Raw genomic sequence first — 23,486 nt, 5'->3', positions numbered from 1 at the left:
CGGCGCCGTCTTCGGCCTCGGGATGTACGCCGCGGTCCGGGCGCTGATGCCCACCCGGCGCAGCCCGGTGGCCACCGTCGCCCGGATCGACGCCCTGCGGCACCGGGGCGGTACGGGGCACGCCCCGTACGTCCCGACCGCCGCCCAGAGCGCCGCCGAGGGGGCGAAGAAGCCCAGCCTGCTGGCCGAGGTCCAGCAGCGGGCCGGTGAGTGGCTGGCCGAGCTGTACCTCCAGCGCGGCTGGGAACAGCGGTCGCTGCGCGCCGATCTGGCCCTGCTCGACCGGACCTGGGAGTCGTTCCTGGCCGGCAAGGTGGTGCTGGCGGCGGCCGGGCTGTTCTTCGGTCCGTTCCTGTTCTCCATGGGCTGGCTGATCGGCTTCGGCGTCAGCCCGGTGGTCCCGGTGTGGCTGGCGCTGCTGTTCGCCGGGGTGTTCTTTTTCCTGCCCGACCTGGAGGTGCGCCGGGACGCCAAGGCCAGGCGGCGGGACTTCCGCCGGGTGGTGGCGGCCTATCTGGACCTGGTGGCCATGAGCCTGGCCGGCGGGCGCGGTCTGCCGGAGGCGCTGAAGGCGGCCGCCGAGGTCAGCGACGGCTGGGCGCTGCGGCGCATCAGGACGGCGCTGGCCGACGCCCGGATCACCGGGCTGACCCAGTGGCAGGCGCTGGGCAAGCTCGGCGACGAGGTCGGGGTGGACGAGCTGAAGGACCTGTCCGCGTCGCTGGCGCTGGTCGCGGACGACGGCGCCAAGGTACGCGCCTCGCTCTCCGCCCGTTCGGAGACGATGCGCCACCGCGAGCTCGCCGAGATCGAGGGGAGCGCGGGGGAGAAGTCGCAGTCGATGCTGATCGCACAGCTGCTGCTGTGCTTGGGATTCCTGATCTTTCTGATCTATCCGGCCGGAATGCGGGTGTTCTCGGCATGACCAGCTTGAGAGGTAAGTGACCATGAGGAAGTTGCGTTTTCCGGCGGCCGACTATCTGGCCGCCCTGGTGAGGACCCGGATGCGGCGGGCGGGAGCGCTCGACGCCGACCGGGACCGCGGTGCCTCCGCCATCGAGTGGGTGATCATCGCGGCGGTCGTCGTCGGCATCGTCGCCGGGGTCGCGGCCGTGATCATGAACGCGATCGACGACCGGGCCGGCAGCGTGAGCGAGTGCATCGCGGGCGCGGTGGACTACGCCGACTGCTGAGCGGCGGCCCAGCCACGGGGAGTACGGGGTTCACGGGGTTTCACGGGGACACGGGGACACGGGGAGTACGGGGAGTACGGGGATGACCAAGCGAGCGGCCCGCTGGCTGCGCCGCCGGATCGGAGCGGGCTCCGACCGGGGCGGGGCCGTGCTGTGCCGCGACCGGGGCAGCACGGCGATCGAGTTCGTGTTCCTGACCCCGCTGATGTTCTTCCTGATCTTCGGCGCCGTGCAGTTCGCCCTGTACTCCTTCGCGCAGGACGTCGCGAAGGCCGCCGCACAGGCCGGTGCCCGCACCGCCCGCGCGGAGGCGGACGCCGATCCGGTCGGCTGGCAGGCGAAGGCGCGGGAGAAGTCCTACGACTACATCGATCAGCTCGGCCGGGGCATGTTCGACCGGCAGCCGTCGGTGTTCACCACGCTGCCGGGCCCCGACACCGTACGGGTGGAGGTGCACGCCAGTGTGCCGTCCATCGTGCCGGGGATGACCCTGACCGTCCGGGCCGCCTCGGAGGGGCCGGTCGAGCGGTTCGTCCCGGACGGCGGGGGGTGAGCGCGGTGCGGCGGAGATTCCGTGACGACCGGGGGGTGTCCACGGTCGAGGTGGTGTTCCTGGCACCGCTGATGATCGCGTTCATCCTGCTGCTGGTGGCCATCGGCCAGCAGGTGTCGGGCCGCAGCGCGGTCAGCGGCGCGGCCAGGGACGCGGCGCGGGCCGGCTCGCTGGAGCGCGACAGCGCCTCGGCCGCCGCCGCGGCGGCGGGCACCGCCGAGCGCGAACTGGGCGAGGTGTGCGTGGGCGGCACGGTGCGCGTCGAGGTGACCTCGGGCGGCGGGCACGAACCGGGCTCGCTGTTCAGCGTGCGGGTCAGCTGCCGGGTGCGGGCCCTGGACATGCTGGGTGTGCCGGTCACCTCCACCCTGACCGGTGCCTCCAGTTCACCCATCGACCCGTACCGGAGGTCCGGATGAGGCGGCTGCCAGGCCGGGGTCTCGGCCGCCGGGGCCACGGCGACCGGGGCTCAGGCGCGGTGATCGTGATCTTCTTCGCGCTGGTGGTGCTGGCGCTGGCCGCGTTCGTGGTGGACGGCGGGCTCGCCATCCACCAGCGGGAGCGGGCCGCCGACATCGCCGAGCAGGCCGCCCGGTACGCGGCCCAGGACCTGGACGAGGAGGCGCTGCGCCAGGGCCTGGGCAACGCCCCCATCAACTTCGGCAACTGCCCGGCCAGGGTCGCCGAGTACGCTGCCTCCGTGAACTTGAGCGCGGCGGACACCGCCGCCTCCGAGTGCTCGCAGGCGTCCGTCGACCGGGTCACGGTACGGATCCGGCTGACCTACCGCCCGGTGTTCACCGGGTTCTTCTTCGATCAACCGCTCACGGTCTGGGGCACGGCCACCGCCGAGGCCCAGACCAACTGATCCACCACCAACGGGAGTTCCGTCATGGCGCGCACCACCCCCACCGGCGGCGGGAACCGTACGCCCGTGCCCGTGAAGGTCGGGCGCAGCTTCGGCGACATCATGAAGGCGCTGTTCGCCTTCGTCGCGCTGGCGGCCCTGGTCGTCGGCGTGCCCTTCTCGCTGGCCGTGCTGATCGGCTGGCCGCTGCCGCGCACGATGCCGTCCCTGGACACCTTGCAGAACGAGATCTCCACCACCGTCTTCCTGAAGGTGCTGGCGCTGTGCGTCTGGATCGCCTGGGCGCAGTTCACCGCCTGTGTGCTGGTGGAGGTCAAGGCGGCGCTGTCCGGGGTGGGCATCCCGGCCCGGGTGCCGGGCGCCGGGCCGAGCCAGCTGCTGGCGCGCCAGCTGGTGGGCATGCTGCTGCTGGTGACCGCCTCGGCCGCGTCGTTCGTGCCCGGTATCAGCGGCATCGGCGGGGCCTTCGACGGCGGCGGCTCCTCGCAGGTGGTGGCGGAGGCCGAGCGGACGCCGGGCGGGGAGGCCGAGCACGCCTATGAGAGCGACGGCGTGAACCGGGCCGATCCCACCATGGCGCTGCCGAACGAGGCTCCGGAGGCGGATGAGGCGGCCGAGGCGCCGACCAAGTACTACCGCATCCAGCCACCGGAGGGCCGGCACCACGACACGCTGTGGGGGATCGCCGAGCGGCATCTGGACGACGGGCTGCGGTACAAGGAGATCTACCAGCTCAACAAGGACCGGGTGCAGCCGGACGGTTCCAAGCTGACCGAGGCCTCGCTGATCCGTCCGGGCTGGATCCTGGAGATGCCGGCCGACGCCCACGGCGGCGAACTGGTCGAGATGCCCCACGACGTGGAGGAGCTGTCGCAGGAGGAGGTCGAGGAGTTCCAGGACTACCAGCGCACCGGGGACACCGAGTGGGCCGACCCGGACGATTCCGGGGTCGACCGGGCCGACCTGCGGGTCCCCGAACTGGGTCTCGTTCCGGAGGAGCCCGGAGGTGGTCACTCGCTGCCCGCCTTCGACACCACCCCCATCCAGGAGGCGCAGGAGGCCGGGGACGAGGCCGGGTTCGGGCTCCCCGAGGCGCTGCTGGGCGCCCCGCTGCTGGCCGCCGGGCTGCTGATGGCTCTCGGCCGCACCCGGCGCAACGCCCTGTGGGCCTCGGCCGCCGGGACGCTGGCCGGGCGCGGCGTGGGCGACGACCTGGCGCCCACCACCCCCGCCGCGCACGACATCCGTGACGCGCTGCTGGTCGGCGCCGCCCCGGAGGCGGTCGGTTTCCTGGACCGGGCGCTGCGCCGGCTGTCCGCCGCGCTGGATGCCGAGGGCAAGGTGCTGCCGCCGGTGTACGCGGCCTGGCTGACCGAGCACGAACTGCACCTCCAGCTGGCCGCCCCGGCCGGCCGTCCGCCGGCGCCGTGGGAGCCGGGGCAGAGCGACACGTACTGGACGGTGCGGCGCGACCGGCTGCCGGCCGCCGCGGCCGCGGGTGAGGCGCCGGACGCGGAGGCCCCGTACCCCGGTCTGGTCTCCCTGGGTGTCCGCGACGACATGCGGCTGCTGCTCAACCTGGAGGCGGTGCCCGGCATCGTCTCGGTGACCGGCGCCCGCGCCGACCGGGAGGCGGTGCTCGCCTCGATCGCCGCCGAACTGGCGACCAGCGGCTGGGCGGACCGGATGACGGTGTCGCTGGTGGGCTTCGGCGGGGAGCTGACCGCCCTGGCCCCGACCCGGGTGCGCTACCTGGACGATGTGGCCGGGCTGCTCGAAGTGATGGAGACGGAGACGAATCTGCGGCGCGGCGCGCTGCGGCACACCGGGCAGGAGTCGATCCTCACCGGACGCACGGGCCCGGCCCGGCAGCAGCAGTGGGCGCCGCATCTGGTGCTCATCGGCGCGGTGCCGACCGCCGAGCAGGCGGACCGGCTCGCCGCGCTCGCCGCGGTCTCCGCTCAGCTGGGCATCGGCTATCTGGTGACCTCGGACCGGCCGGATCTGCCGGGCATCGCCTGGGAGTTCGAGATCTCGGACGCGGGGGTGCTCACCGAGCCGGAGATGGGCCTCGAACTCTCCGCCCAGCTGCTGCCGGCCGCGCAGCGTGCCGCCGTGGTGGAGCTGTTCGCGGAGCTGACCCGCGAGCCGTCCGGCGGCGCGGCGGGCGTGCCGGGTCCGGCCTTCACGGTGGATCTGAGCCAGCGGGGCAAGCCGGATGTGTACGCCCAGGTGATGGGCGGGTACGAGATCAGCGGGCTGGACGCCCCGGGCGCGGAGCGCGCGGAGCAACTGCGTGAGGCGCTGGCGCTGTTGCTGCTGCACCGGGAGGGGGTCCACCCCCGGGTGCTGGGGTCGGCGCTGTGGCCGCGCGGGGTGCCGGACGATGTCCGCGACGCCCTGATCGAGCGGCTGCGCGACTGGCTGGGGGCGGACGCGGCGGGCGCGCCGCGGCTGCTGGTGGCCGAGGACGGGCGGCTGTCGCTGTCGGCGGGCGTCGTCTCGGACTGGGACGTGCTGCGGACGCTGCACCACCGGGCGGTCTCGGTGGGCGGCGGCAGCGCCGCCGAGCGGAAGCGGCAGCTCACGGACGCGCTGAGCCTGGCGCGCGGGCCGCTGCTCGCGGGTGTGCGGGAGGGCGGACGGTTCGGCTGGCTGGAGCATGAGATCGTGGATGCGCAATACCCGCTGCTGGTCTCGGAGATCGCGCTGAAGCTGTCGGCCGAGCAGCTGGCGAGCGGGGGCAGTGAGCAGGCGTATGTGGCGATCCGTTCCGCGCTCGCCGCCTCGCCGACCGACGAGCGGCTGTGGAACGAGCTGCTGCGGTCGGCGAAGGCGACCGGCAAGGCCGAGTGGCTGCGCGGCGCCGCCGACTGGCTGATCGCGCACCACGCGCATCTGTACGGTCCGGCGCAGGCGTTGCCGGCCCAGACGGAGGCGCTGCTGGACGAGCTGCTGCCGGGGTGGCGGAGCACTGTGGGGGCGGCTGGGTAACGGCCGGGGCCCTCCCCGGTTCCTCACCTGCGATCAGGTGGCAAGATCATCTGATGACCTGTCGTGAAGGGCACCGAGGAGGGCTGACTCTTGGTCATGGCGCGCGACGATGACGCCGACCACTCGCTCAAGTGCTCGTTCTGCGGCAAGACCCAGGAGCAGGTGCGCCGGCTGATCGCCGGGCCCGCCGGGGTCTACATCTGCGTCGAGTGCGTCGGGGTCTGCAACGACCTGATCGAGGAGGAGCTGGGCCGCCCCGAGACGGACCAGCCCGTCGAGCCGCCCCGGCCGCGTGAGATCCACCGCTTCCTCGACCAGTACGTCATCGGCCAGGAGGACGCCAAACGCGCGCTCGCGGTGGCCGTCTACAACCACTACAAACGGGTGCGCGACAGCGCCGAGGACGGCGGCCCGCCGCCCGTGGAGCTCGCCAAGTCCAACATCCTGCTGCTCGGCCCCACCGGCTGCGGCAAGACCTACCTGGCCCAGACCCTGGCCCGGTCGCTGAACGTCCCTTTCGCCATCGCGGACGCCACCGCCCTCACCGAGGCCGGCTACGTCGGTGAGGACGTCGAGAACATCCTGCTCAAGCTCCTCCAGGCCGCCGACTACGACGTGGCCCGCGCCGAGAAGGGCATCATCTACCTCGACGAGATCGACAAGATCGCCCGCAAGAGCGAGAACCCCTCCCTCACCCGCGACGTCTCCGGCGAGGGCGTGCAGCAGGCCCTGTTGAAGATCATGGAAGGCACGGTCGCCGCCGTACCGCCGCAGGGCGGGCGCAAGCACCCGCAGCAGGAGCTGATCGAACTCGACACCTCCCAGGTGCTGTTCATCGCCGCCGGGGCCTTCGCCGGCCTGGAGAGCATCGTCGGCGACCGGCTCGGCGGACACGGCATCGGCTTCGGCGGCGAACTGCGCTCCGCCGCCGCCCCGCCGCCCGGCGACCCGTTCGCCGGGGTCCAGCCGGCGGATCTGGTGAAGTACGGGCTCATCCCGGAGTTCATCGGTCGGCTGCCGGTCATCACCCGGGTCACCGCCCTGGACCGGGCCGCCCTGCTGCGCACCCTCACCGAGCCCCGCAACGCGCTCGTCAAGCAGTACCAGCGGCTGTTCGAACTCGACGGCGTACAGCTGGAGTTCGACCGCCCCGCGCTGGACGCCATCATCGACAGGGCGCTGCTGCGCGGCACCGGCGCCCGCGCGCTGCGCGGCGTCATGGAACGGGTGCTCCAGCCGCTCATGTACGAGATCCCCGGCCGCGCCGACATCACCCACGTGGTGGTGGACGAGGGAACCGTCCGCCGGCACACCGACGGCGGACGCATCCCCCGGCAGCGGACCAACTAGGGCGTGCCGCACGGAGATCCCCGGCCGGCCCGGGCGGGCCCGGCGGCCGCGCGTCAGCCGCCCGGAGCCGCCCGCAGGGCGCGCAGCGCGTCGCGGGTGTGGGTCAGGGCCGCGATCCGTGACTCGATGCGGTGCAGATGGGCGGAGATCAGCCGGGCGGTGTCCGCGGGCGGCGGCCGGTCCGTCTCGGACAGCCGCAGCAACTCGCCGATCTCGGCGAGCGAGAGCCCGGCGGACTGCGCGGTGCGGATGAACACCAGCCGGTCGGCGCTCTCCGGCGGATAGTCCCGGTAGCCCGAAGGGGTGCGCGGGGGTTCGGGCAGCAGACCGGCCTGTTCGTAGAATCGCACCGTCTTGGTGGTCACTCCCGCCACATGTGCGAGCGTCCCAATGCGCATGCCCCGTAGCTTAGGTGAGCCATGCCTGGCCACGGCCGGTGTTCATGAACTCGTGGCCAGAAACTGTGTGGCCGCCAGCTCCGCGTACAGGCTGTCCCGCGCTACCAGTTCGGCGTGCGTCCCCACCGCCTGCACCCGGCCCGCGTCCATCACCACGATGCGGTCCGCCGAGGTGACGGTCGACAGCCGGTGCGCCACCACCAGGACGGTCGTCTCCCGCGCCGCATCCGCCACCGTGTCCCGCAGCGCCGCCTCGTTGACCGCGTCCAGCTGCGAGGTCGCCTCGTCCAGCAGCAGCAGCCGGGGACGGCGCAGCAGCGCCCGGGCGATCGCGATCCGCTGCCGCTCGCCGCCGGACAGCTTGGTGCCCCGGTGGCCCACCAGCGTCTCCAGACCGTCCGGCAGCCGCGCCACCAGACCCTCCAGACGGGTGGTGCGCAGCACTTCGGCCACCGCAGCCTCGTCGGCGTCCGGGGCGCCGAGCAGCAGGTTCTGCCGCAGTGAGCCGGAGAGGACGGGCGCGTCCTGCTCGACGTAGCCGATGGCGGCGCGCAGTTCGCCCAGGTCCCAGTCGGCCACGTCCCGGCCGTCCACGGTCACCCGGCCGCCGGTGGGGTCGTAGAACCGCTCGATCAGCGAGAACACGGTGGTCTTGCCCGCGCCGGACGGGCCGACGAAGGCCGTCATGCCGCGCGGCGGCACCGAGAACGTCACCCCGTGGTGGATCTCCGGCAGATCCTCGCTGTAGCGGAACCGCACCGCCTCGAAGGCGACGGCGGCCGGGGCGGCCGGCCCGGGACCGGCCGGGGCGGCCACCGGCTCGGCGGGCAGAGCGCGCACCTCCTGGATGCGGGTGATCGCGGCGGCCCCGACCTGGTATCCGGTGATGGCGGCGACCACTTCGCTGATCGGGGACATCAGATAGAAGACGTACAGCAGGAACGCCACCAGCGCGCCCACCTCGATGGCCCCGGTGGCCACCCGGGCGCCGCCCACGCCCAGCACGATGATGAACGCCGCCTGGAGCGCCACCCCGGACAGATTCCCGGCGATGGCCTGCCACTTGGCGGCCCGGATGCTGGCCTGCCACGCCCGCTGCGCCGCGTCGTGCACCACCGCCTCCTCCCGCGCCTCGGCGCCGGACGCCTTGACGGTGCGCAGCGAGCCCAGGACCCGCTCGACGGCCGTCCCCATCGCGCCGACCGCCTCCTGGGCGGACTTGCTGGCCCGGTTGATCCGGGGCGCGATGACGCCGATGACCACCGCCATCAGCCCGACCACCGCGACCGTGACACCGAGCAGCACCAGGTCGACGATCGCCATCATCACCAGCGTGCCCAGCAGGGTGAGCCCGCCGGTGGCGAGGCCGATCAGGGAGTTGGTGGTCATGCCGCGCAGCAGCGTGGTGTCGGAGGTGACCCGGGCCAGCAGATCGCCCGGCTCGGAGCGGTCCACGGCGGTGACGCGCAGCCGCAGCAGATAGGAGGTGAGCGCGCGGCGGGCGGTGAGCACCACCGACTCGGCGGTGCGGTGCAGCACATAGCTGCCGAAGCCGCCGAGGACGGCGTTGGCCACCATCAGCGCCGTCATCACCGCCAGCGCGCCGCCGATGGCCCGGTCGGCCGACAGATCCTCGATCAGCCGCTGCGCCAGCAGCGGCAGCGCGAGCCCGGTGGCCCCGGTGGCCAGCGCCAGGACCGCCCCGGCGATCAGCGCCCAGCGGTGCGGCCGGACGTAGCTCAGCAGGACCCGCCAGGCGGGCGGCGTCGCGGACGACTTCGGGGCGGGGGCGGCGGTGGTCATACCCGCAGGGACGCGGGCCGGGCCCGCCGGGTTGATCAGCCGGCTCAGGACAGGTCGGCGAGCGCCGTCTCCACCGCGCGGTGGAAGGTGGGGTAGGAGTAGATCATCTGCCGCAGCCGCTCCAGCGGCACCTCGCCCTGGATGGCGACGGCCAGCCCGTACAGCACCTCGCCGCCGGCCGGCCCTGCGGAGGTGGCGCCGACCAGCACCTGGCGGCGGGCGTCGGCGACCAGCTTGATGAAGCCCTCGTTGCCCGCCTTGTGGATCCAGCCCCGGGTGCTGGCGGCGAGGTCGGCGATCCCGGTGCGGACGTCGATGCCCTCGGCGCGGGCCGCCGCCTCGGTGAGGCCGACCGAGCCGATCTCCGGGTCGGTGAAGGTGACATGGGGCAGCGCCCGGTAGTCGGTGGGCGGCGTCTCCTCCCCGAGGATGGTGCGGGCGGCGAGCTGCCCCTGGTACATGGCGACATGGGTGAACTGGCCGACGCCGGTCACATCGCCGATCGCCCACAGCGCGGGCGCGGCCAGCAGCTTCTCGTCCACGGGCAGCGCCCGGGCCTTGGGGTCGAGTTCGATGCCGGCGTGTTCGAGGCCGAGCGAGGCCAGGTCGGGGGCGCGGCCGGTGGCCACCAGCAGGCGTTCGGCGGTCAGTTCCTCGCCGTCCTCCAGGAACAGGGTGAAGCCGTGGGCGTCGTCGTACGCCACGCGGGTGGCGTGCGAGGCCACGTGGACGACCAGGCCCTCGCGGGTGAGGACGTCGGTGATCAGCCGGGAGGACTCGGGCTCCTCGCGCGACAGCAGCCGCTCGCCGCCCTCGACGACGGTCACGTCCGTGCCGAACCGGGCGTACACCTGGGCGAGTTCGAGGCCGACCGGGCCGCCGCCGAGCACCAGCAGCGAGCGCGGCGGGCTCTCGGCGGAGACGGCCTCGCGGTTGGTCCAGTAGGGCGAGCCGGCCAGCCCCTCCAGCGGCGGGATCACGGGGCGGCTGCCGGTGGCGACGACGATGCCGACCCGCGCCCCGTACTCGGTCTCCGGTCCGTCGTCGGAGGGCTTGACCGCCACCCGGCCGGGTCCGGACAGCCGCCCCCGGCCGCGCACCAGGCGCCCGCCGGCGCCGGTGAAGCGGTCGGCGGCGACGGTGTCGTCCCAGTTGTCGGTGGCCTCGGTCCTGATGCGGGCGGCGACGGTGCCGAAGTCGGGATGGACCTGGCTGCTCCCCGCGATGCCGGGCACCCGCCGGGTGTCGGTCAGCAGACCGGCGGCGCGGACCATCATCTTGCTGGGCACACAGGCCCAGTACGGGCACTCGCCGCCCACCAGCTCCGCCTCGACCCCCACGACGTCGAGCCCGGCGGCGGCGAGCCGCCCGGCGACGTACTCGCCGCCGGGGCCCATTCCCAGCACAATCACATCCGTCTCTTCAGCCATCCCGTCAGATTAGGACGCGTCTTCGGATTCTTCGCGGGGCCGCGCCGTCCGCCCGGCACCCGGCCGCGCGCCGCCGGGGTGCCCGCACGGCTCTTCGACCGAAGGTGTTGTATGGGTCCGATGTGCCGGACTCGTCCCGGGTCGCGGCACCGGGAACGAAGGAACATGTTGGTCATGAATGCTGAGCAGCGCTACGTGCGGGTCTCCGGACCGCGGCAGCTGGAGGAACGCGCCGGGGACGAGCAGCCGCCCGCGCCGGACGGGGTGATCGTGGACATCACCTACAGCGGGATCTGCGGTACGGACGTCCACGGCTACACCGACGGGCACATGCTGCCGCCCGCCGTCTTCGGGCACGAGTGGACCGGGACGGTCCGCGCGGTCGGCGCCGAGGTCACCGGGGTGCGGGCCGGCCAGCGGGTGGTGGGCGGGGTCGGACCCGCCTGCGGGCGCTGCCGCCAGTGTCTGGCCGGGCACGCCCGCCAGTGCGACACGGTGTTCGCCGAGGCCAACGGCGTGGACGAGGCGGCCCCCGCCCACGGTGCGTTCGCCACCCGCGTCCGGGTCTCCGCCCGCCGGGTGATCCCGGTGCCGGACGCGCTCTCGGACATCGAGGCCGCTCTCGTGGAGCCGGCGACCGTGACCTTCCACGCGGTACGCCGCACCGCCCTGGAGCTGGGCTCGGTGGTGGTCGTCCAGGGCGCGGGACCGATCGGCCTGCTCACCGCCCAGCACGCGCGCAACGCGGGCGCCGGGCGCATCATCGTCTCGGAGCCCTCGGCGGCCCGCCGGGGCACCGCCGGGAAGCTGGGCTTCCGGGACGTGGTGGCGCCACCGGAGCTGGCCGGGGTGCTGGAGCGGGCCACCGACGGGCTCGGCGCCGATGTGCTGTTCGAGTGCACGGGGGTCGCGTCCCTGTTCCAGCCGTCCGCCGAACTGGTCCGGCGCGGCGGCACGCTCGCGCTGCTCGGCTTCCCCCTCACCCCGTCGACGGTCAGCTACGGCGACTGGCAGAGCCGGGAGCTGACGGTCATCGGGTCGCTCGCCTACAACCACGAGGACTTCGTGGGCACCATGCGCGCCATCGCCGGGCGGCGGATCGACGTCGCCGCCCTGCACACCGGCACCGTCGGCCTGTCGCAGCTCGGCGACCTCCTGGAGGAACTCGACTCGGGCGAGAGCGCCCACACCAAGGTGCTCGTCGACCCGCGCGCCTGACCCCGCGCGGGGGGTGATGGTGGGGGCCGCCCGCACCCACGCGGGCGGCCCCCACCCCCCGTTCACCCCCCGGCGCCGCCGGCCTCGCGGGTCACGACGCCCGGCCCGAGCGCGCCGGCTCCGCCGGGCGGGCGGCGGGCGGGCCGGCCGGGTCGGCGTCGTGCAGCCCGTACCGGTCGTGGACGCGGCGCAGCGGGGCCGGCAGCCACCAGATGGCGCGCCCGCCCAGCCGCATGGCGGCCGGCAGCAGCGCGCCCCGGATGAGGGTGGCGTCCATCAGGACGGCCAGCGGCAGCCCGATGCCCATGGCCTTCATGAAGCTGATGTCGGAGATCAGGAAGGCCAGGAAGACGATGGACAGGACGGCCGCGGCGGCGGTGACGATGCGGCCGATGCGCTCCAGCCCGAGCGCGACGGCGGCCCGCGGATCGCCGCCGCGCTCGTACTCCTCGCGGATGCGGGAGAGCAGGAACACCTGGTAGTCCATGCCGAGGCCGAAGGCGACCGCGAACAGCAGCACCGGCACGGTGCCGTTGATGGTGCCGGTGGCGGTGAAGCCCAGCAGCCCGGCCAGGTGCCCGTCCTGGAAGCCCCACACCAGGGCGCCGAAGGTGGCGGTGAGGCCGAGGGCGCTCAGCAGCATCGCGATGAACGGCAGCAGCACGCTGCCGGTGAGCAGGAACAGCAGCACCACCATGGCCAGGCCCAGGGTGAGCGCGGCGACCGGCAGCCGGTCGGTGATGGCCGCGATGCCGTCCAGGGCGACGGCGGCCTGTCCGCCGACCAGGATCGCGGACGGCGCCTCGGCGGCGGCGCCGGAGCGGATGTCGCGCACCAACTGCTCGGCGCGGGTCTGCTCGCCCGGGGCGGGCACCACGCTGAGCGCCGCGGCCCCCGAGCCGTCCGCGGCGGTCAGCGCGGCGTGCTGCGGTCCCGCCTCGGCGACCTGGGTGCCCTGGGCGTAGGAGCCGGTGGGGGCGTCCACCCGGGCGGCGTCCGGGTGGGCGGAGAGCCCGGCGGCATACGTAGCCAGGTCTGCCTCCGGGGCACCCTCGGGCAGGACGATCCGTACGGCGCCGGCCTCGCCGCTGTCGAACTCGGCGCGCATCACCTCGGCGACCTGCCGCCCGGCGGAAGAGGTGGGCAGGGCCCGCTCGTCCAGGGCGCCCATGTTCAGGGAGAGGAAGGGCAGCCCGAGCAGCAGCAGGAACAGGGTGCCGAGGGTGGCGAAGGGCACGGGGCGGCGCATCACCAGCGAGGCGAGCCGGTGCCAGAAGCCGTTCTCCGCGTCCTGCTCCTGCTCCTGGCGGGCGGTGGCGCGGCGGCGCAGCACCCGGCCGGACTCGAAGCGCGGGCCGAGCACAGCCAGCAGCGCGGGCAGCACGGTGAGGGTGGTGAGCGCGGTGAGGACGGCCACGGCGATGCCGGAGTAGGCGATGGAGCGCAGCGCCAGCAGCGGGAACCAGGCGAGTCCGGCCAGGGTGACGGCGACGGTGACGGCCGAGAAGAGGACGGTGCGTCCGGCCGAGCCCATCATCACCCGGATGGCGGTGGCGCTGTCCTGGCCGGCCCGCAGTTCCTCGCGGTAGCGGTTGACCATCAGCAGGCTGTAGTCGACGGCCAGGCCGAGGCCCAGCAGGGTGACCACGTTGACGGCCAGCACCGAGACGTCGGTGAGCTGGGCCATGGCCCACAGCAGGCCGAGCGAGACCAGGATGGTGATCAGCCCGGTGACCAGCGGGAGCGAGGCGGCGACGAGGCTGCCGAAGATCAGCACCAGGACGACGAGCATGACGGGGAAGGCGATGGTCTCGCCCTTGATCACATCGCGTTCGCTGAGTTCGCCGACCTCGTGGTTGATCATGGCGGGTCCGCCGACGGCGACCTCCAGGCCGTCCGCGTTCCCCTCGTAATCGGGGCGCAGTGCGGCGAGCCGGCGCCCGGCCTCGGTCTCGTCCCCGGCGACGGTGGCCAGGATCAGGGCGCGCTCGCCGTCGGCGGAGCGCAGCGGTCCCGCGCCGCCGCCGGCGGTCCAGTACGAGAGGACGCCGCTGACGCCGTCCTCCGCGGCGAGCCGCTCGGCCAGCGCGCTGCCGGCCGCCCGGGCGGCGGGTTCGTCGACGCCGCCGGGGGCGTGCACGAGCAGCACCACGTTGGGGTCCTGCTGGCCGAAGCGCTCGGCGAGGACGTCGGCGGCCTGCCCGGACTCCGCGCCGGGGTTGGTGAAGCCGCCTCCCTTCACGTCGTCGAACAGCGTCGCACTACTGGCCCCGCCGACGAGCGCCAGCAGCACCGCCACCCACAGCACGGCCCGGCGGTGCCCGAGCACGAGTGCGGAAAGCCTCGCGAACATGGTTCTTCTCCCCTCTCCGGGAGTGTTGGTCTCTCGCCAGGGGAGAGGGGCGGCGCGGGCGCGGATGTGACATGGCCGCGGGGGGATGCGGTGAGACGTGGGTCACATGGGGTGGGAAACTGGTGCGGTGAGCCGGGAGATCCGGGGCGGCACCGGCCGGGAGGCATGCGCTGAGTACGTGGGTGGCCGGGACGCTGTCGGCGGTGCTGCTGCTGGGGGTGCTGGGGTTCGCGGTGGCGCGCCCGCGCGGGCTGCCGGAGGCGGTGGCCGCGGTGCCGGCGGCCGGGGCGGCGGTGGCGTTCGGTCTGGTGCCGGTGAGCGGGGCCTGGCACCAGATCCGCGAACTGCTGCCGGTGACGGGGTTTCTGGCGGCCGTGCTGGTGCTGGCCCGGCTGTGCGACGAGGAGGGGCTGTTCACGGCGGCCGGCCGGCTGGTGGCGCGCTGGTGCGGGGGCCGGCCGCGGCGGCTGCTGGCGGGGGTGTTCGCGGTGGCGGCCGGGGTGACGGCGGTGCTGAGCCTGGACGCCACGGTGGTGCTGCTGACTCCGGTGGTGTTCGCGACGGCGGCCCGGCTGGGGGTGGCGGCGCGCCCGCACGTGTACGCCTGCACCCATCTGGCCAACTCGGCCTCGCTGCTGCTGCCGGTCTCCAATCTGACGAATCTGCTGGCGTTCGCGGCCAGCGGGCTGACGTTCACCCGGTTCGCGGCGCTGATGGTGCTGCCGTGGCTGGCGGCGATCGCGGTGGAGTACGTGGTGTTCCGCCGCTGGTACGCCGCCGAACTGGCCGGGACGGGAACGGGGACGGCGGCGGTGCCGGAGCAGGAGCAGGGAGCGGCAGTGGAGCGGGGCGCGGAAGCGGCGGCCGGTGCCGGTCGCGATCCCGGCCCGCGCCCGGTGTTCGCGCTGGCGGTGCTGGGGCTGACCCTGGCCGGGTTCGCGGTGACCTCGCTGCTCGGCTTCGATCCGGCCTGGGCGGCGGCGGGCGGGGCGCTGGTGCTGGCGGTCCGGGCGCTCACCGCGCGCCGTACCTCGGTACCGGTGCTGGTACGGGCGGTGAACGTGCCGTTCCTGCTGTTCGTGCTCGCGCTCGGGGTGGTGGTCGCGGCGGTGGTGGACCACGGGCTGGGGGACGCGGTGGCCCGGCTGCTGCCGGACGGCTCGTCACTGGCCGCGCTGCTGGCGGTGGCCGCGGTGGCGGCGGTGCTGGCCAATCTGATCAACAATCTCCCGGCCATCCTGGTGATCCTGCCCGTGCTGGCGGCGCACGGCGGGCCGGGTCCGGTGCTGGCGGCGCTGATCGGGGTGAACCTGGGGCCCAACCTGACCTATGTCGGCTCGCTGGCCACGCTGCTGTGGCGGCGGGTGCTGCACGCCCACGGCACCGACCCGGGGCTCGGCCACTTCACCCGGCTCGGGCTGCTGACGGTGCCCGCCTCCCTGGTGGCCGCGACCGTGGCGCTGTGGGGGTCCCTGTCCCTGATCGGAGGCTGAGGCCGGTATGACGCTCATCGTGTGGATCACCGAGGCGCACTGGACGGCGTGCGTGGACGCGGCCCGCGCCCGGCGCGCGGCGCACGAGCCGGTGACCTTGCTTCATGTCACGGACGAGGAGGTGACGGCGGCGGCGCACGGCGCGTTCGCCGGGCTGCTGGGGCGCGGCCACCGCCCCGGCGAGGACCCGGCCCGGCGGCTGGAGCGGGAGGCGGCCGAGGCCGCCGCCGCGCTGCTGGAGCGGGCGGCGCAGCGGTTGGGCGGGCCGGTGCGGCGGCTGGCGCGGACCGGCCGCACCGAGGACGAGGTGCTGGCGGCGCTGTCCGGGCCGGACAGCGAGAACGTGCTGGTCTGCGCCCGGGACGGGGACCGGTCCCGGCCGGGGCCGCACACGCTGGCGCCACCCACCCGGTTCGTGGTGGACCACGCGCCGTGCCCCGTACTGCTGGTGTGGTGATGTCGGCCGGGTGACGCCCGGATGACAGCCGTACGAAAATCCTCGCGAACGTAATGACCGTAACCGAGACCTCGGTCACCCCCTGGTGGATATTGCGTCACGTGCAATCCGGCCCCCGGGCCGCAAGACTCCACAAGGACGAGGAGACCACCGTGGCCGCATCCAGCCCGCCCGGGGCGCCCACCGCCCCCCGCGTGAAACGCCGCGACCGTACGCACTGGCTCTACATCGCCGTCATCATCGCGGTGGCCGCGGGCATCACCATCGGACTGGCGGCGCCCGGGGTGGGGGTGGAGCTGAAGCCGCTGGGCCAGGGGTTCATCGCCCTGATCAAGATGATGATCTCGCCGATCATCTTCTGCACCATCGTGCTCGGGATCGGTTCGGTCCGGAAGGCCGCCAAGGTCGGCGCGGTCGGCGGGCTCGCCCTCGGCTACTTCATGGTGATGTCGACGTTCGCCCTCGGCATCGGCCTGCTGGTGGGCAACTTCCTGGAGCCGGGCCACGGGCTGAACCTCGCCGAGGTGGACACCAACGCCGGCGCCGAGGCCGCCGAGAAGGCCGGCGAGTCCACGGTCGACTTCCTGCTGGGCATGATCCCCGAGACCCTGGTCTCCGCCTTCACCGCCGGCGAAGTCCTCCAGACGCTGCTGGTCGCGCTGCTGGTCGGCTTCGCGCTCCAGGCCATGGGCAAGGCCGGCGAACCGGTGCTGCGCGGCATCGGCCACCTCCAGAAGGTCGTCTTCCGGGTGCTGGGCATGGTCATGTGGACCGCCCCGATCGGCGCGTTCGGCGCGATCGCCGGGGTGGTCGGCGAGACGGGCGTGGACGCGCTCAAGTCGCTGGCCGTCATCATGATCGGCTTCTACGTCACCTGTGTGCTGTTCATCGTCGTGGTCCTCGGCGTCCTGCTGAAGCTCACCACCGGCGTCAACATCTTCGCGCTGCTGAAGTACCTGGGCCGCGAGTTCCTGCTGATCGTCTCCACCTCCTCCTCCGAGACCGCGCTGCCGCGGCTGATCGCGAAGATGGAGCACGCCGGCGTCAGCAAGCCGGTCGTCGGCATCACGGTGCCCACCGGCTACTCCTTCAACCTGGACGGCACCGCCATCTACCTCACCATGGCCGCGCTGTTCATCGCCGAGGCGATGGGCACCCCGCTGGCCCTGGGCGAACAGCTCTCCCTGCTGCTCTTCATGATCATCGCCTCCAAGGGCGCGGCCGGGGTCTCCGGCTCCGGCATCGCGATCCTCGCCTCCGGACTCTCCTCGCACCGCCCCGAACTCCTGGACGGCGTCGGCCTGATCATCGGCATCGACCGGTTCATGAGCGAGGCCCGCGCCCTGACCAACTTCGCGGGCAACGCCGTCGCCACCGTGATCATCGGCACCTGGACCAAGGAGGTCGACAAGGAGCGGATGCGCGAGGTCCTTTCCGGGCAGCGCCCGTTCGACGAGGCGACGCTGGTGGACGACGGCCACGGCGCGCCGCCGCCCCCGCCGGAGGAGACCGCACCGCTGGAGCGGGCCCCCGCCAAGGTCTGAGCCGTACGCCCCCTCTTGCCCGGCCGCGCCCCTCACCCGGGGGCGCGGCCGTGGTGCGTCCCGGGCAGGTCGGGCGGGTCGCGTCGGCGGCTCAGGGCAGCGCGACCACCGTGGCCGCGTACGAGAGGCCGGCGCCGAAGCCCACCAGCAGGGCCAGATCACCGCTGCCGACGTCCTCGGTGGCCATCACCGCCTCCATCGCCAGCGGGACGGACGCGCCCGAGGTGTTGCCGGTGGTGACGATGTCGCGCGCGATCACCGTGTCACCGGTGAGCCCGAGGCGCTTGGCCATCCCGTCGATGATGCGGACGTTCGCCTGGTGCGGGATGAACGCGTCCAGATCACGCGGCGTCAGCCCGGCGGCCGTCACCGCCTCCTGCGCCACCTTCGACACCTCGTACACCGCCCACCGGAAGACCTGCGGCCCCTTCTGCGTCAGGGCCGGCCAGCGCAGCCCCGGGTCGGTGCGCAGCGCGTCCCACGGCGCGGTCTGGGTCACCGCGTCCCACTGGCCGCCGTCCGCGCCCCACACCACCGGGCCGATCGCCTGCGTGGCGGACGGGCTGACCACCACCGCGCCCGCGCCGTCACCGAAGATCATCGCGGTGGCGCGGTCCTCCACGTCCAGCAGGTCCGTCATCCGCTCGGCGCCGATGACCAGGACGTGGCCGCCCCGGGCGCGTACCGTGTCGGCCGCCAGCGACAGCGCGTGGACGAACCCCGCGCAGCCCGCCGACAGATCGAAGGCCGCCGCGCCGTGCGCGCCGAGCCGGTGGGCGATCGCGGTGGCGGCGGCCGGGGTCTGCCACAGATGGGTGAAGGTGGCCACGATGACGCAGTCCAGCGCGTCCGCCGTGATCCCCGCCGCCGCCAGTGCCTTGCCTGCGGCGGCCGAGCCCATCTCGGTCAGGGTCTCCTCCGGTCCTGCCCAGCCCCGGGTGACGATCCCGGTGCGCTCGCGGATCCACGCGTCGGAGGAGTCGATGCGTTCGCACACCTCCGCGTTGCCGACCAGCCGGTGCGGACGGTAGCCACCCACGCCGGAGATCCGGGCGTGCGGGGCGCCGCCGGTGGCATGCCGGCCGGAGGGGGTGATCCGAGGCTTCATCGTGCTGGCCTTTCTCATCCTCAGTCGGCGAATGTTACCCGGGCGAGCGGGTCGAAACGCCCGCTGTCGAGCAGTGTCCGGCAGCGGAAACGCTGGATCTTGCCGCTGGGCGTTCGTGGCAGGGTCCCACGCGGCAGGAAGAGGCATTCGGCCAGGGCCACCCCGGACTTCTCCAGCGCCACCGAGGCGGCCAGGTCGGCGATCGGCACGAAGTCCCGCGGCCTGCCCTGGGGTTCGAGCAGCAGCACCAGCCGGGGCAGTCCGCCGGTCCCGGCGTCCACCACCGCCACACAGCCCTTGCGGACCTGGGTGTGCCCCTCGATCGCCGACTCGATCTCGCCCGCGTACACCTTCCGGCCGCCGACCGAGAGCATGTCGTCCTCGCGGCCCACGACGTACAGTTCGCCCCCGTGCCGGAAGCCGAGGTCGCCGGTGCGCAGCCGGTCGCCGCCGGGGAAGCGGGCCGCGGTACGGTCCGGGTCGGCGTAGTAGCCGGTGGCCAGCGAGGGCGAGCCGACGGTGATCTCGCCGAGGGTTCCGTCCGCCGCCGTCCCGCCGGTGGCCAGCTCGACGCCCGGCAGCGCCCGGCCGCAGGACACCAGCCGGGTGGCGCGCGGATGGTCGGCGCCGACCTCCCGCACCAGGCCCGCGCCGAGTGCTTCCCCGTCGAAGTCCCGGGCCAGCGGCTCCTGTTGCCAGGGCTTGCCGGCCACCGCCAGGGTCGCTTCCGCCATGCCGTAGGCGGGCTGGAACGCGGTGCGGGACAGGCCGTGCGGGCCGAACCGCTCCTGGGCCGCCGCCAGGTTGCCCCAGTCGACGCGCTCCGCGCCGATCACCGCCGTCCGCAGCCGCGCCAGGCCGCCGCGCAGCGCGCCCCGGCCCTGGGCGCGGGCGGCGAGGTGGACGGCGGTGGAGGTGCCGGCCGTCAGCGTGGCCCCGTACTCGGCCAGGTCCCGGAACCAGCTGCGCGGGGCCATCGCGAAGCGCTCGGGGGTGGAGAGCACGAAGTCGAAGTCGTGGGCCCAGCAGTAGAGCAGGCAGCCGAACATGCCCATGTCGTGGGAGAGCGGCAGCCAGGAGACTCCGGTGTCCCGTCCCGGCCGGCCGCCGGTCAGATGCCGCAGCAGGTCCAGCTGCGCCTCGATGGCGCGGGTGGTGAGCGCCGAGCCCTTGGGGGTGCTGGTGGAGCCGGAGGAGTACTGGATGAAGGCGAGGTCGTCGGGGCCCGGCGGGCACGGGTCCAGGCGCCGCCCGGTGTCGGGCAGGTGCCAGGTGCCGGTGGGCAGCGACCGGGTGAGGGCGGGCGGGACGAGCGAGAGGATCGCGTCGTCGGCCAGCAGCAGCACCGGGTCGAGCCGTTCGGTCAGCGCGGTGAGCACCTGGCCGTACTCGCGCGGGCTCTGGCCCCGGGTGGGCAGCGGCAGCGAGGCCGGTACGCCGCCGGCCAGCCAGATCGCGAGCAGTCCGCGCACGGTGGCCGGGCTGTTGGTGGCGACGGCGGCCACCGTGGTGCCGGGCCGCACCCCGGCGGCGCGCAGCCCGGCGGCCCAGGCGTGGGCGTCCTCGGCGACCCGGCGCCACGGGGTGTGCTCGAAGCCCTCGCCGGCCCAGGCGTGCAGGGTGCCGCGCGCCGAGCCGTCGGTGAGCGCCTTCCACAACCGCATCGAAATGTCCCCCTTGTTTCTTGTCGATCGGACGGAGACGGCCATTGGTACGGGTCTTTTCGCGGTGTCCGGGCAATGCCGCCCGGAATGGTGGAGAAGCCGTATGGGGAATCCGGTGCCGCGGTCGGCGCCGGGCTCGTCAGTAGCGCCGGGGCGCCGAACGGGCAAGGTTCCCGGGGGTTATGTGTAGCCGGAAGCAATGTCCCCCAAGTACTGGCGAAGGGGACGGGTTTGGGGCAGGATGAGGCTGCCGGACCCTCGATGAGCGGCACTTATCCGACGGCCGCGGCCGGGCCGGCTGCACCATCCAGCAAGTTTATCTGTCAACCGGTTTGATCTCGCCGAAAACCGTGAACTGGATGCGGCGGGATGAAATCGAAAGCGCATCACGGGGAACAATGTGTGCAGAGACGCTGGCGAACGGGGGCGACGCGCATGCGCATTCGCTCTGAAGTAAGCCGGACGAACAGGATTCGCCGAGAATACACGGGGGCCGACATCCAGGAGGCCGCCAGACGCGACGACGAGGAACCTTCCATATGGGCCCACCCGGCGCCGCCGCTCATCGGCCGCGCCCCCGAACTCGGCCGCCTCGGTGATCTGCTGGCGGCCCCCGGGCCCCGGCTGGTCACCCTCTGCGGCCCGGCGGGCATCGGCAAGAGCGCGCTCGCCCGCGCCGCCGTCACCGCCCGTGCCGCCCGGGGCGACAGCGCCGTGGTCGCCCTCGACCTCGCCGACGCCGGCACGGACACGGCGGTCGGCTCCACCCTGGCGGCCCTCGCCGGCACCGGGCCGCGCAACGCGGACGGCCGGCAGATCGTCCTCCTCGACAACTGCGACCCCGTCGTCGACGCGGTCGCAGACGGCGTCCTGCGGCTGCTGGCCGCCGCACCCTGGACGGTGGTGGTGTGCGCCAGCCGCACCCCGCTCGACGTCTACGCCGAACACCTCATCCCCGTCGGCCCGTTGCCGACCGGCGAGGACGGCGACGCGGAGCGGCTGTTCACCGAACGGGTCAGTCCGTACTACCGGCACGGCATCACCGGCGCCCCCGAACGCGCCGCCGTCACCCGCGTCTGCGCCCTCCTGGACGGCATCCCGCTGGCCCTGGAGATCGCCGCCGAGGCCATCGGCCCGCTCAGCCCCGGCGAACTCGAAGGCCGGCTGCGGCGCGGCGAGTACCCCGCCCGCGCCCGGCTGCGCGACGTGCCCGCCCGCCACCGCTCCGTCGGCCACGCGCTCAGCTGGGGCGAGAGCGCCCAGCGCGAGGAGGACATCACCCTGCTGAAACGGCTGTCGGTGTGCGAGTCCCGCATCGACCTGGACACCGCACGGCAGTTGAGCGGCATCGGCCGCGAGGAGATCTCCGGCGGGCTGCGCCGCCTCGTCCACCAGGGGCTGCTCGTCAGCGTCGACAACGGCCTGGGCGGCTACTCGTTCGCCATGACCCACATGGCGCGCAGCCACTACCGGCGCGAGCTGGAACGCGACCCGGCGGCCCTGGCCACCGCCCGCGCCCGGCACGCCGGGATCTGCCTGGCCTTCGCCGAACGCGTCGGCCGCGCCGCGCCCCTCACCCCCGGCGACCGCGACACCCACCGGGCCGCCGCCATCGCCGAGCGGATGCCCGACCTGCGGGCCGCCGTCCGCCACCTGCGCACGGCCGGCCGGTACGCCGACGTGCTGCGGCTGCTGCTGGTGATGGCGGGCCCGGACGGTCCGGGCGGCACCGAGTACGCCGCACAGCTGGAGGAGAGCGCCGGACACGCCGCCGCCCACGGCGGCCCGCCCGCGCGCGGCCCGGCGACCGCGGCGCTGCTCACCCTGGCCCGGCTGGCCGCCCGCACCGGCGACCCGGACCGGGCCGCCGACGCCCTGCGCCGCGCCATCGCCCTCAGCGGGCGCGGCGACGCGGGCCTGCCGTACCAGGCCGAAGAAGTGCTCGCCGCCCTCCAGGACGCCCGGCGGGCGGCGCCCGGTCCCGGTCCCGAACTCGCGCCCCCGGTCCTGGCCGTACCGGCACCGGTCGCCGTACCCGTACCGGTGCCCCTGGTCGTGCCCGGGCCACCGCCGCCCCCGGCCCCGGCGCCACCGGAGGCGGTACCCGCGGTGCTGCCCGGCGCCGGACTCACCCCGCGCCAGCACGAGGTGGCCCTGCTGGTCGCCAAGGGCCTCACCAACCGTCAGATCAGCCGGGAACTGGAGATCTCCGAATGGACCGTCGTCAACCATCTGCGGCAGGTCATGCGCAAGCTCGGCTGCCCCTCGCGCGTTCATGTGGCCCGCATTCTGGGGCAGCGCGCCGGCTGACCGTGCCCGGGCTGCGGTGCGCGGTCTGGCTCGGCCACGCCCCGGCGGCGCCCCGCCCGGCCGTGGACGGCGCCCTGCTGGACGGTACGGAACGGGCCCGCGCCCACCGCATCGCCGACCCGGCCGCCCGCGCGCACTACATCGCCGCCCGGGCCGGCATCCGCCGCACCCTGGGCGCCGCGCTCGGCACCGCGCCGGAACGGCTCGCCTGGGGCCGCACCCCGTGCCCCGGCTGCGGCAGCGAGCGGCACGGGCCGCCCGTCCTGCTGGGCCAGGAGCGGCGGTTGTGGCTGAGCGTGTCCCGCTCCGGCCCCTGGTGGCTGCTGGCGCTGTCGCACGCGGGACCGGTCGGCGTCGATGTGGAGGCGGCCGGCGACGCACCCGGCGGCGGCGTCGGCCCGGCCGTGCTGCGGCGCTGCTTCAGCGCCGCCGAGCGGGAGCGCATCGCGGGCCTCCCGGCGGCGTGGCGGCAGCGCGAGGCGCTGCGCGGCTGGGTGCGCAAGGAAGCGGTCGGCAAGGTGCTGGGCACCGGAACGGCCGCCGGGCTGCACGCGATCGAGGTGCTGGCCGGCGCCTGGCCCGCCGGGCACCGGACGGGTACGGTCCGCCCGCCCGGCGGCAGCCGCTGGCCGGTGGCCGAACTCCCGCTGGGCCGCGCGCTGGTGGCCGCCGTCGCCGGCCCGGGCGACGGCGGCGACGCGGCCCTGGCCGGCACCGCCCGGACGTAGGCGCACCGGGGCCCGGCGCGGG

The 23,486-nt window shown here is 74.2% G+C and carries 19 protein-coding genes; 13 read left to right on the top strand and 6 right to left on the bottom strand.

Annotation, left to right across the window (positions count from 1 at the left end; all coding sequences use genetic code 11):
* Positions 1 to 22: 22 nt before the first annotated feature.
* From BM385_RS18590 to clpX, 7 genes are all read left to right on the top strand, one after another.
* A complete protein-coding gene (locus tag BM385_RS18590) occupies positions 23 to 925 on the top strand; it encodes a type II secretion system F family protein (RefSeq protein ID WP_175543042.1) in 903 nt (300 codons plus the stop codon).
* A gap of 22 nt (positions 926 to 947) precedes the next feature.
* The gene (locus BM385_RS18585) at positions 948 to 1,193 is read left to right on the top strand and encodes a hypothetical protein (RefSeq protein WP_093843735.1); all 246 of its coding nucleotides are present in this window, start codon (positions 948 to 950) and stop codon (positions 1,191 to 1,193) included.
* A gap of 82 nt (positions 1,194 to 1,275) precedes the next feature.
* Positions 1,276 to 1,746 carry a TadE family protein gene (locus tag BM385_RS18580; RefSeq protein WP_093843734.1) on the top strand — a complete coding sequence of 157 codons (471 nt, stop codon included), beginning with the start codon at positions 1,276 to 1,278 and terminating at the stop codon, positions 1,744 to 1,746.
* Positions 1,747 to 1,781: 35 nt separating this feature from the next.
* Complete coding sequence (locus tag BM385_RS18575; RefSeq protein ID WP_282614202.1) at positions 1,782 to 2,165, top strand: TadE/TadG family type IV pilus assembly protein; 384 nt, start codon at positions 1,782 to 1,784, stop codon at positions 2,163 to 2,165.
* On the top strand, positions 2,162 to 2,614 hold the full coding sequence (locus tag BM385_RS18570; RefSeq protein WP_093843732.1) for a TadE/TadG family type IV pilus assembly protein: 453 nt from the start codon (positions 2,162 to 2,164) through the stop codon (positions 2,612 to 2,614). Before BM385_RS18575 ends, BM385_RS18570 begins: the two co-directional genes overlap by 4 nt.
* A 24-nt stretch (positions 2,615 to 2,638) precedes the next feature.
* Entirely contained in the window at positions 2,639 to 5,608 is a 2,970-nt protein-coding gene (locus tag BM385_RS18565; RefSeq protein ID WP_093843731.1) for a BTAD domain-containing putative transcriptional regulator, read from the top strand.
* Positions 5,609 to 5,704: 96 nt separating this feature from the next.
* Positions 5,705 to 6,958 carry an ATP-dependent Clp protease ATP-binding subunit ClpX gene (clpX, locus tag BM385_RS18560; protein ID WP_093843730.1) on the top strand — a complete coding sequence of 418 codons (1,254 nt, stop codon included), beginning with the start codon at positions 5,705 to 5,707 and terminating at the stop codon, positions 6,956 to 6,958.
* Positions 6,959 to 7,011: 53 nt separating this feature from the next.
* Here clpX and BM385_RS18555 read toward each other — a convergent pair whose 3' ends face one another.
* Genes BM385_RS18555 through BM385_RS18545 form a run of 3 tightly spaced genes read right to left on the bottom strand, consistent with a single transcriptional unit; the run spans position 7,012 to position 10,589 of the window.
* A complete protein-coding gene (locus BM385_RS18555) occupies positions 7,012 to 7,356 on the bottom strand; it encodes a heavy metal-responsive transcriptional regulator (RefSeq protein WP_093843729.1) in 345 nt (114 codons plus the stop codon).
* Positions 7,357 to 7,398: 42 nt separating this feature from the next.
* On the bottom strand, positions 7,399 to 9,159 hold the full coding sequence (locus BM385_RS18550; RefSeq protein ID WP_093843728.1) for an ABC transporter ATP-binding protein: 1,761 nt from the start codon (positions 9,157 to 9,159) through the stop codon (positions 7,399 to 7,401).
* A 44-nt stretch (positions 9,160 to 9,203) separates the two neighbouring features.
* Positions 9,204 to 10,589, bottom strand: a complete 1,386-nt coding sequence (locus BM385_RS18545; RefSeq protein WP_093843727.1) for a dihydrolipoyl dehydrogenase family protein — start codon at positions 10,587 to 10,589, stop codon at positions 9,204 to 9,206.
* 174 nt (positions 10,590 to 10,763) lie between these two features.
* Between BM385_RS18545 and BM385_RS18540 the strand changes: the two genes are divergently transcribed.
* The gene (locus tag BM385_RS18540) at positions 10,764 to 11,807 is read left to right on the top strand and encodes a zinc-dependent alcohol dehydrogenase (RefSeq protein WP_217650959.1); all 1,044 of its coding nucleotides are present in this window, start codon (positions 10,764 to 10,766) and stop codon (positions 11,805 to 11,807) included.
* Between the two features lie 91 nt (positions 11,808 to 11,898).
* Here BM385_RS18540 and BM385_RS18535 read toward each other — a convergent pair whose 3' ends face one another.
* Positions 11,899 to 14,160, bottom strand: coding sequence for an MMPL family transporter (locus BM385_RS18535; protein ID WP_093843725.1), 2,262 nt, complete (start codon positions 14,158 to 14,160; stop codon positions 11,899 to 11,901).
* 170 nt (positions 14,161 to 14,330) lie between these two features.
* Here BM385_RS18535 and BM385_RS18530 point away from each other — a divergent pair, with 170 nt between their 5' ends.
* The 3 genes from BM385_RS18530 (at position 14,331) to BM385_RS18520 (ending at position 17,654) form a co-directional block, all read left to right on the top strand.
* A complete protein-coding gene (locus BM385_RS18530) occupies positions 14,331 to 15,653 on the top strand; it encodes an SLC13 family permease (RefSeq protein WP_093843724.1) in 1,323 nt (440 codons plus the stop codon).
* A gap of 7 nt (positions 15,654 to 15,660) precedes the next feature.
* Positions 15,661 to 16,110 (top strand): universal stress protein, encoded by a 450-nt coding sequence (locus BM385_RS18525; protein ID WP_093843723.1) that lies wholly within the window; start codon positions 15,661 to 15,663, stop codon positions 16,108 to 16,110.
* Between the two features lie 152 nt (positions 16,111 to 16,262).
* The gene (locus BM385_RS18520; RefSeq protein ID WP_019432761.1) at positions 16,263 to 17,654 is read left to right on the top strand and encodes a C4-dicarboxylate transporter DctA; all 1,392 of its coding nucleotides are present in this window, start codon (positions 16,263 to 16,265) and stop codon (positions 17,652 to 17,654) included.
* A gap of 91 nt (positions 17,655 to 17,745) precedes the next feature.
* Here BM385_RS18520 and BM385_RS18515 read toward each other — a convergent pair whose 3' ends face one another.
* On the bottom strand, positions 17,746 to 18,762 hold the full coding sequence (locus BM385_RS18515) for a beta-ketoacyl-ACP synthase 3 (protein WP_019432762.1): 1,017 nt from the start codon (positions 18,760 to 18,762) through the stop codon (positions 17,746 to 17,748).
* A gap of 20 nt (positions 18,763 to 18,782) precedes the next feature.
* Positions 18,783 to 20,426: an AMP-binding protein gene (locus BM385_RS18510; protein ID WP_093843722.1), complete on the bottom strand. Its 1,644-nt coding sequence runs from the start codon at positions 20,424 to 20,426 to the stop codon at positions 18,783 to 18,785.
* Between the two features lie 435 nt (positions 20,427 to 20,861).
* On the opposite strand from BM385_RS18510, the gene BM385_RS28250 reads away from it, so the two are divergent.
* Together BM385_RS28250 and BM385_RS18500 are read left to right on the top strand one after the other, a co-directional pair.
* Positions 20,862 to 22,736: a LuxR C-terminal-related transcriptional regulator gene (locus BM385_RS28250; protein WP_107407824.1), complete on the top strand. Its 1,875-nt coding sequence runs from the start codon at positions 20,862 to 20,864 to the stop codon at positions 22,734 to 22,736.
* A 2-nt stretch (positions 22,737 to 22,738) separates the two neighbouring features.
* Complete coding sequence (locus BM385_RS18500; RefSeq protein WP_019432764.1) at positions 22,739 to 23,464, top strand: 4'-phosphopantetheinyl transferase family protein; 726 nt, start codon at positions 22,739 to 22,741, stop codon at positions 23,462 to 23,464.
* The last annotated feature ends 22 nt before the right edge of the window (positions 23,465 to 23,486 follow it).

This window comes from Streptomyces harbinensis, assembly GCF_900116145.1.
GTDB lineage: Bacteria > Actinomycetota > Actinomycetes > Streptomycetales > Streptomycetaceae > Streptomyces > Streptomyces carpaticus.
The sequence above is the reverse complement of the archived record's forward strand: the minus strand, read 5'-3'. Positions and strand labels throughout refer to the sequence as shown.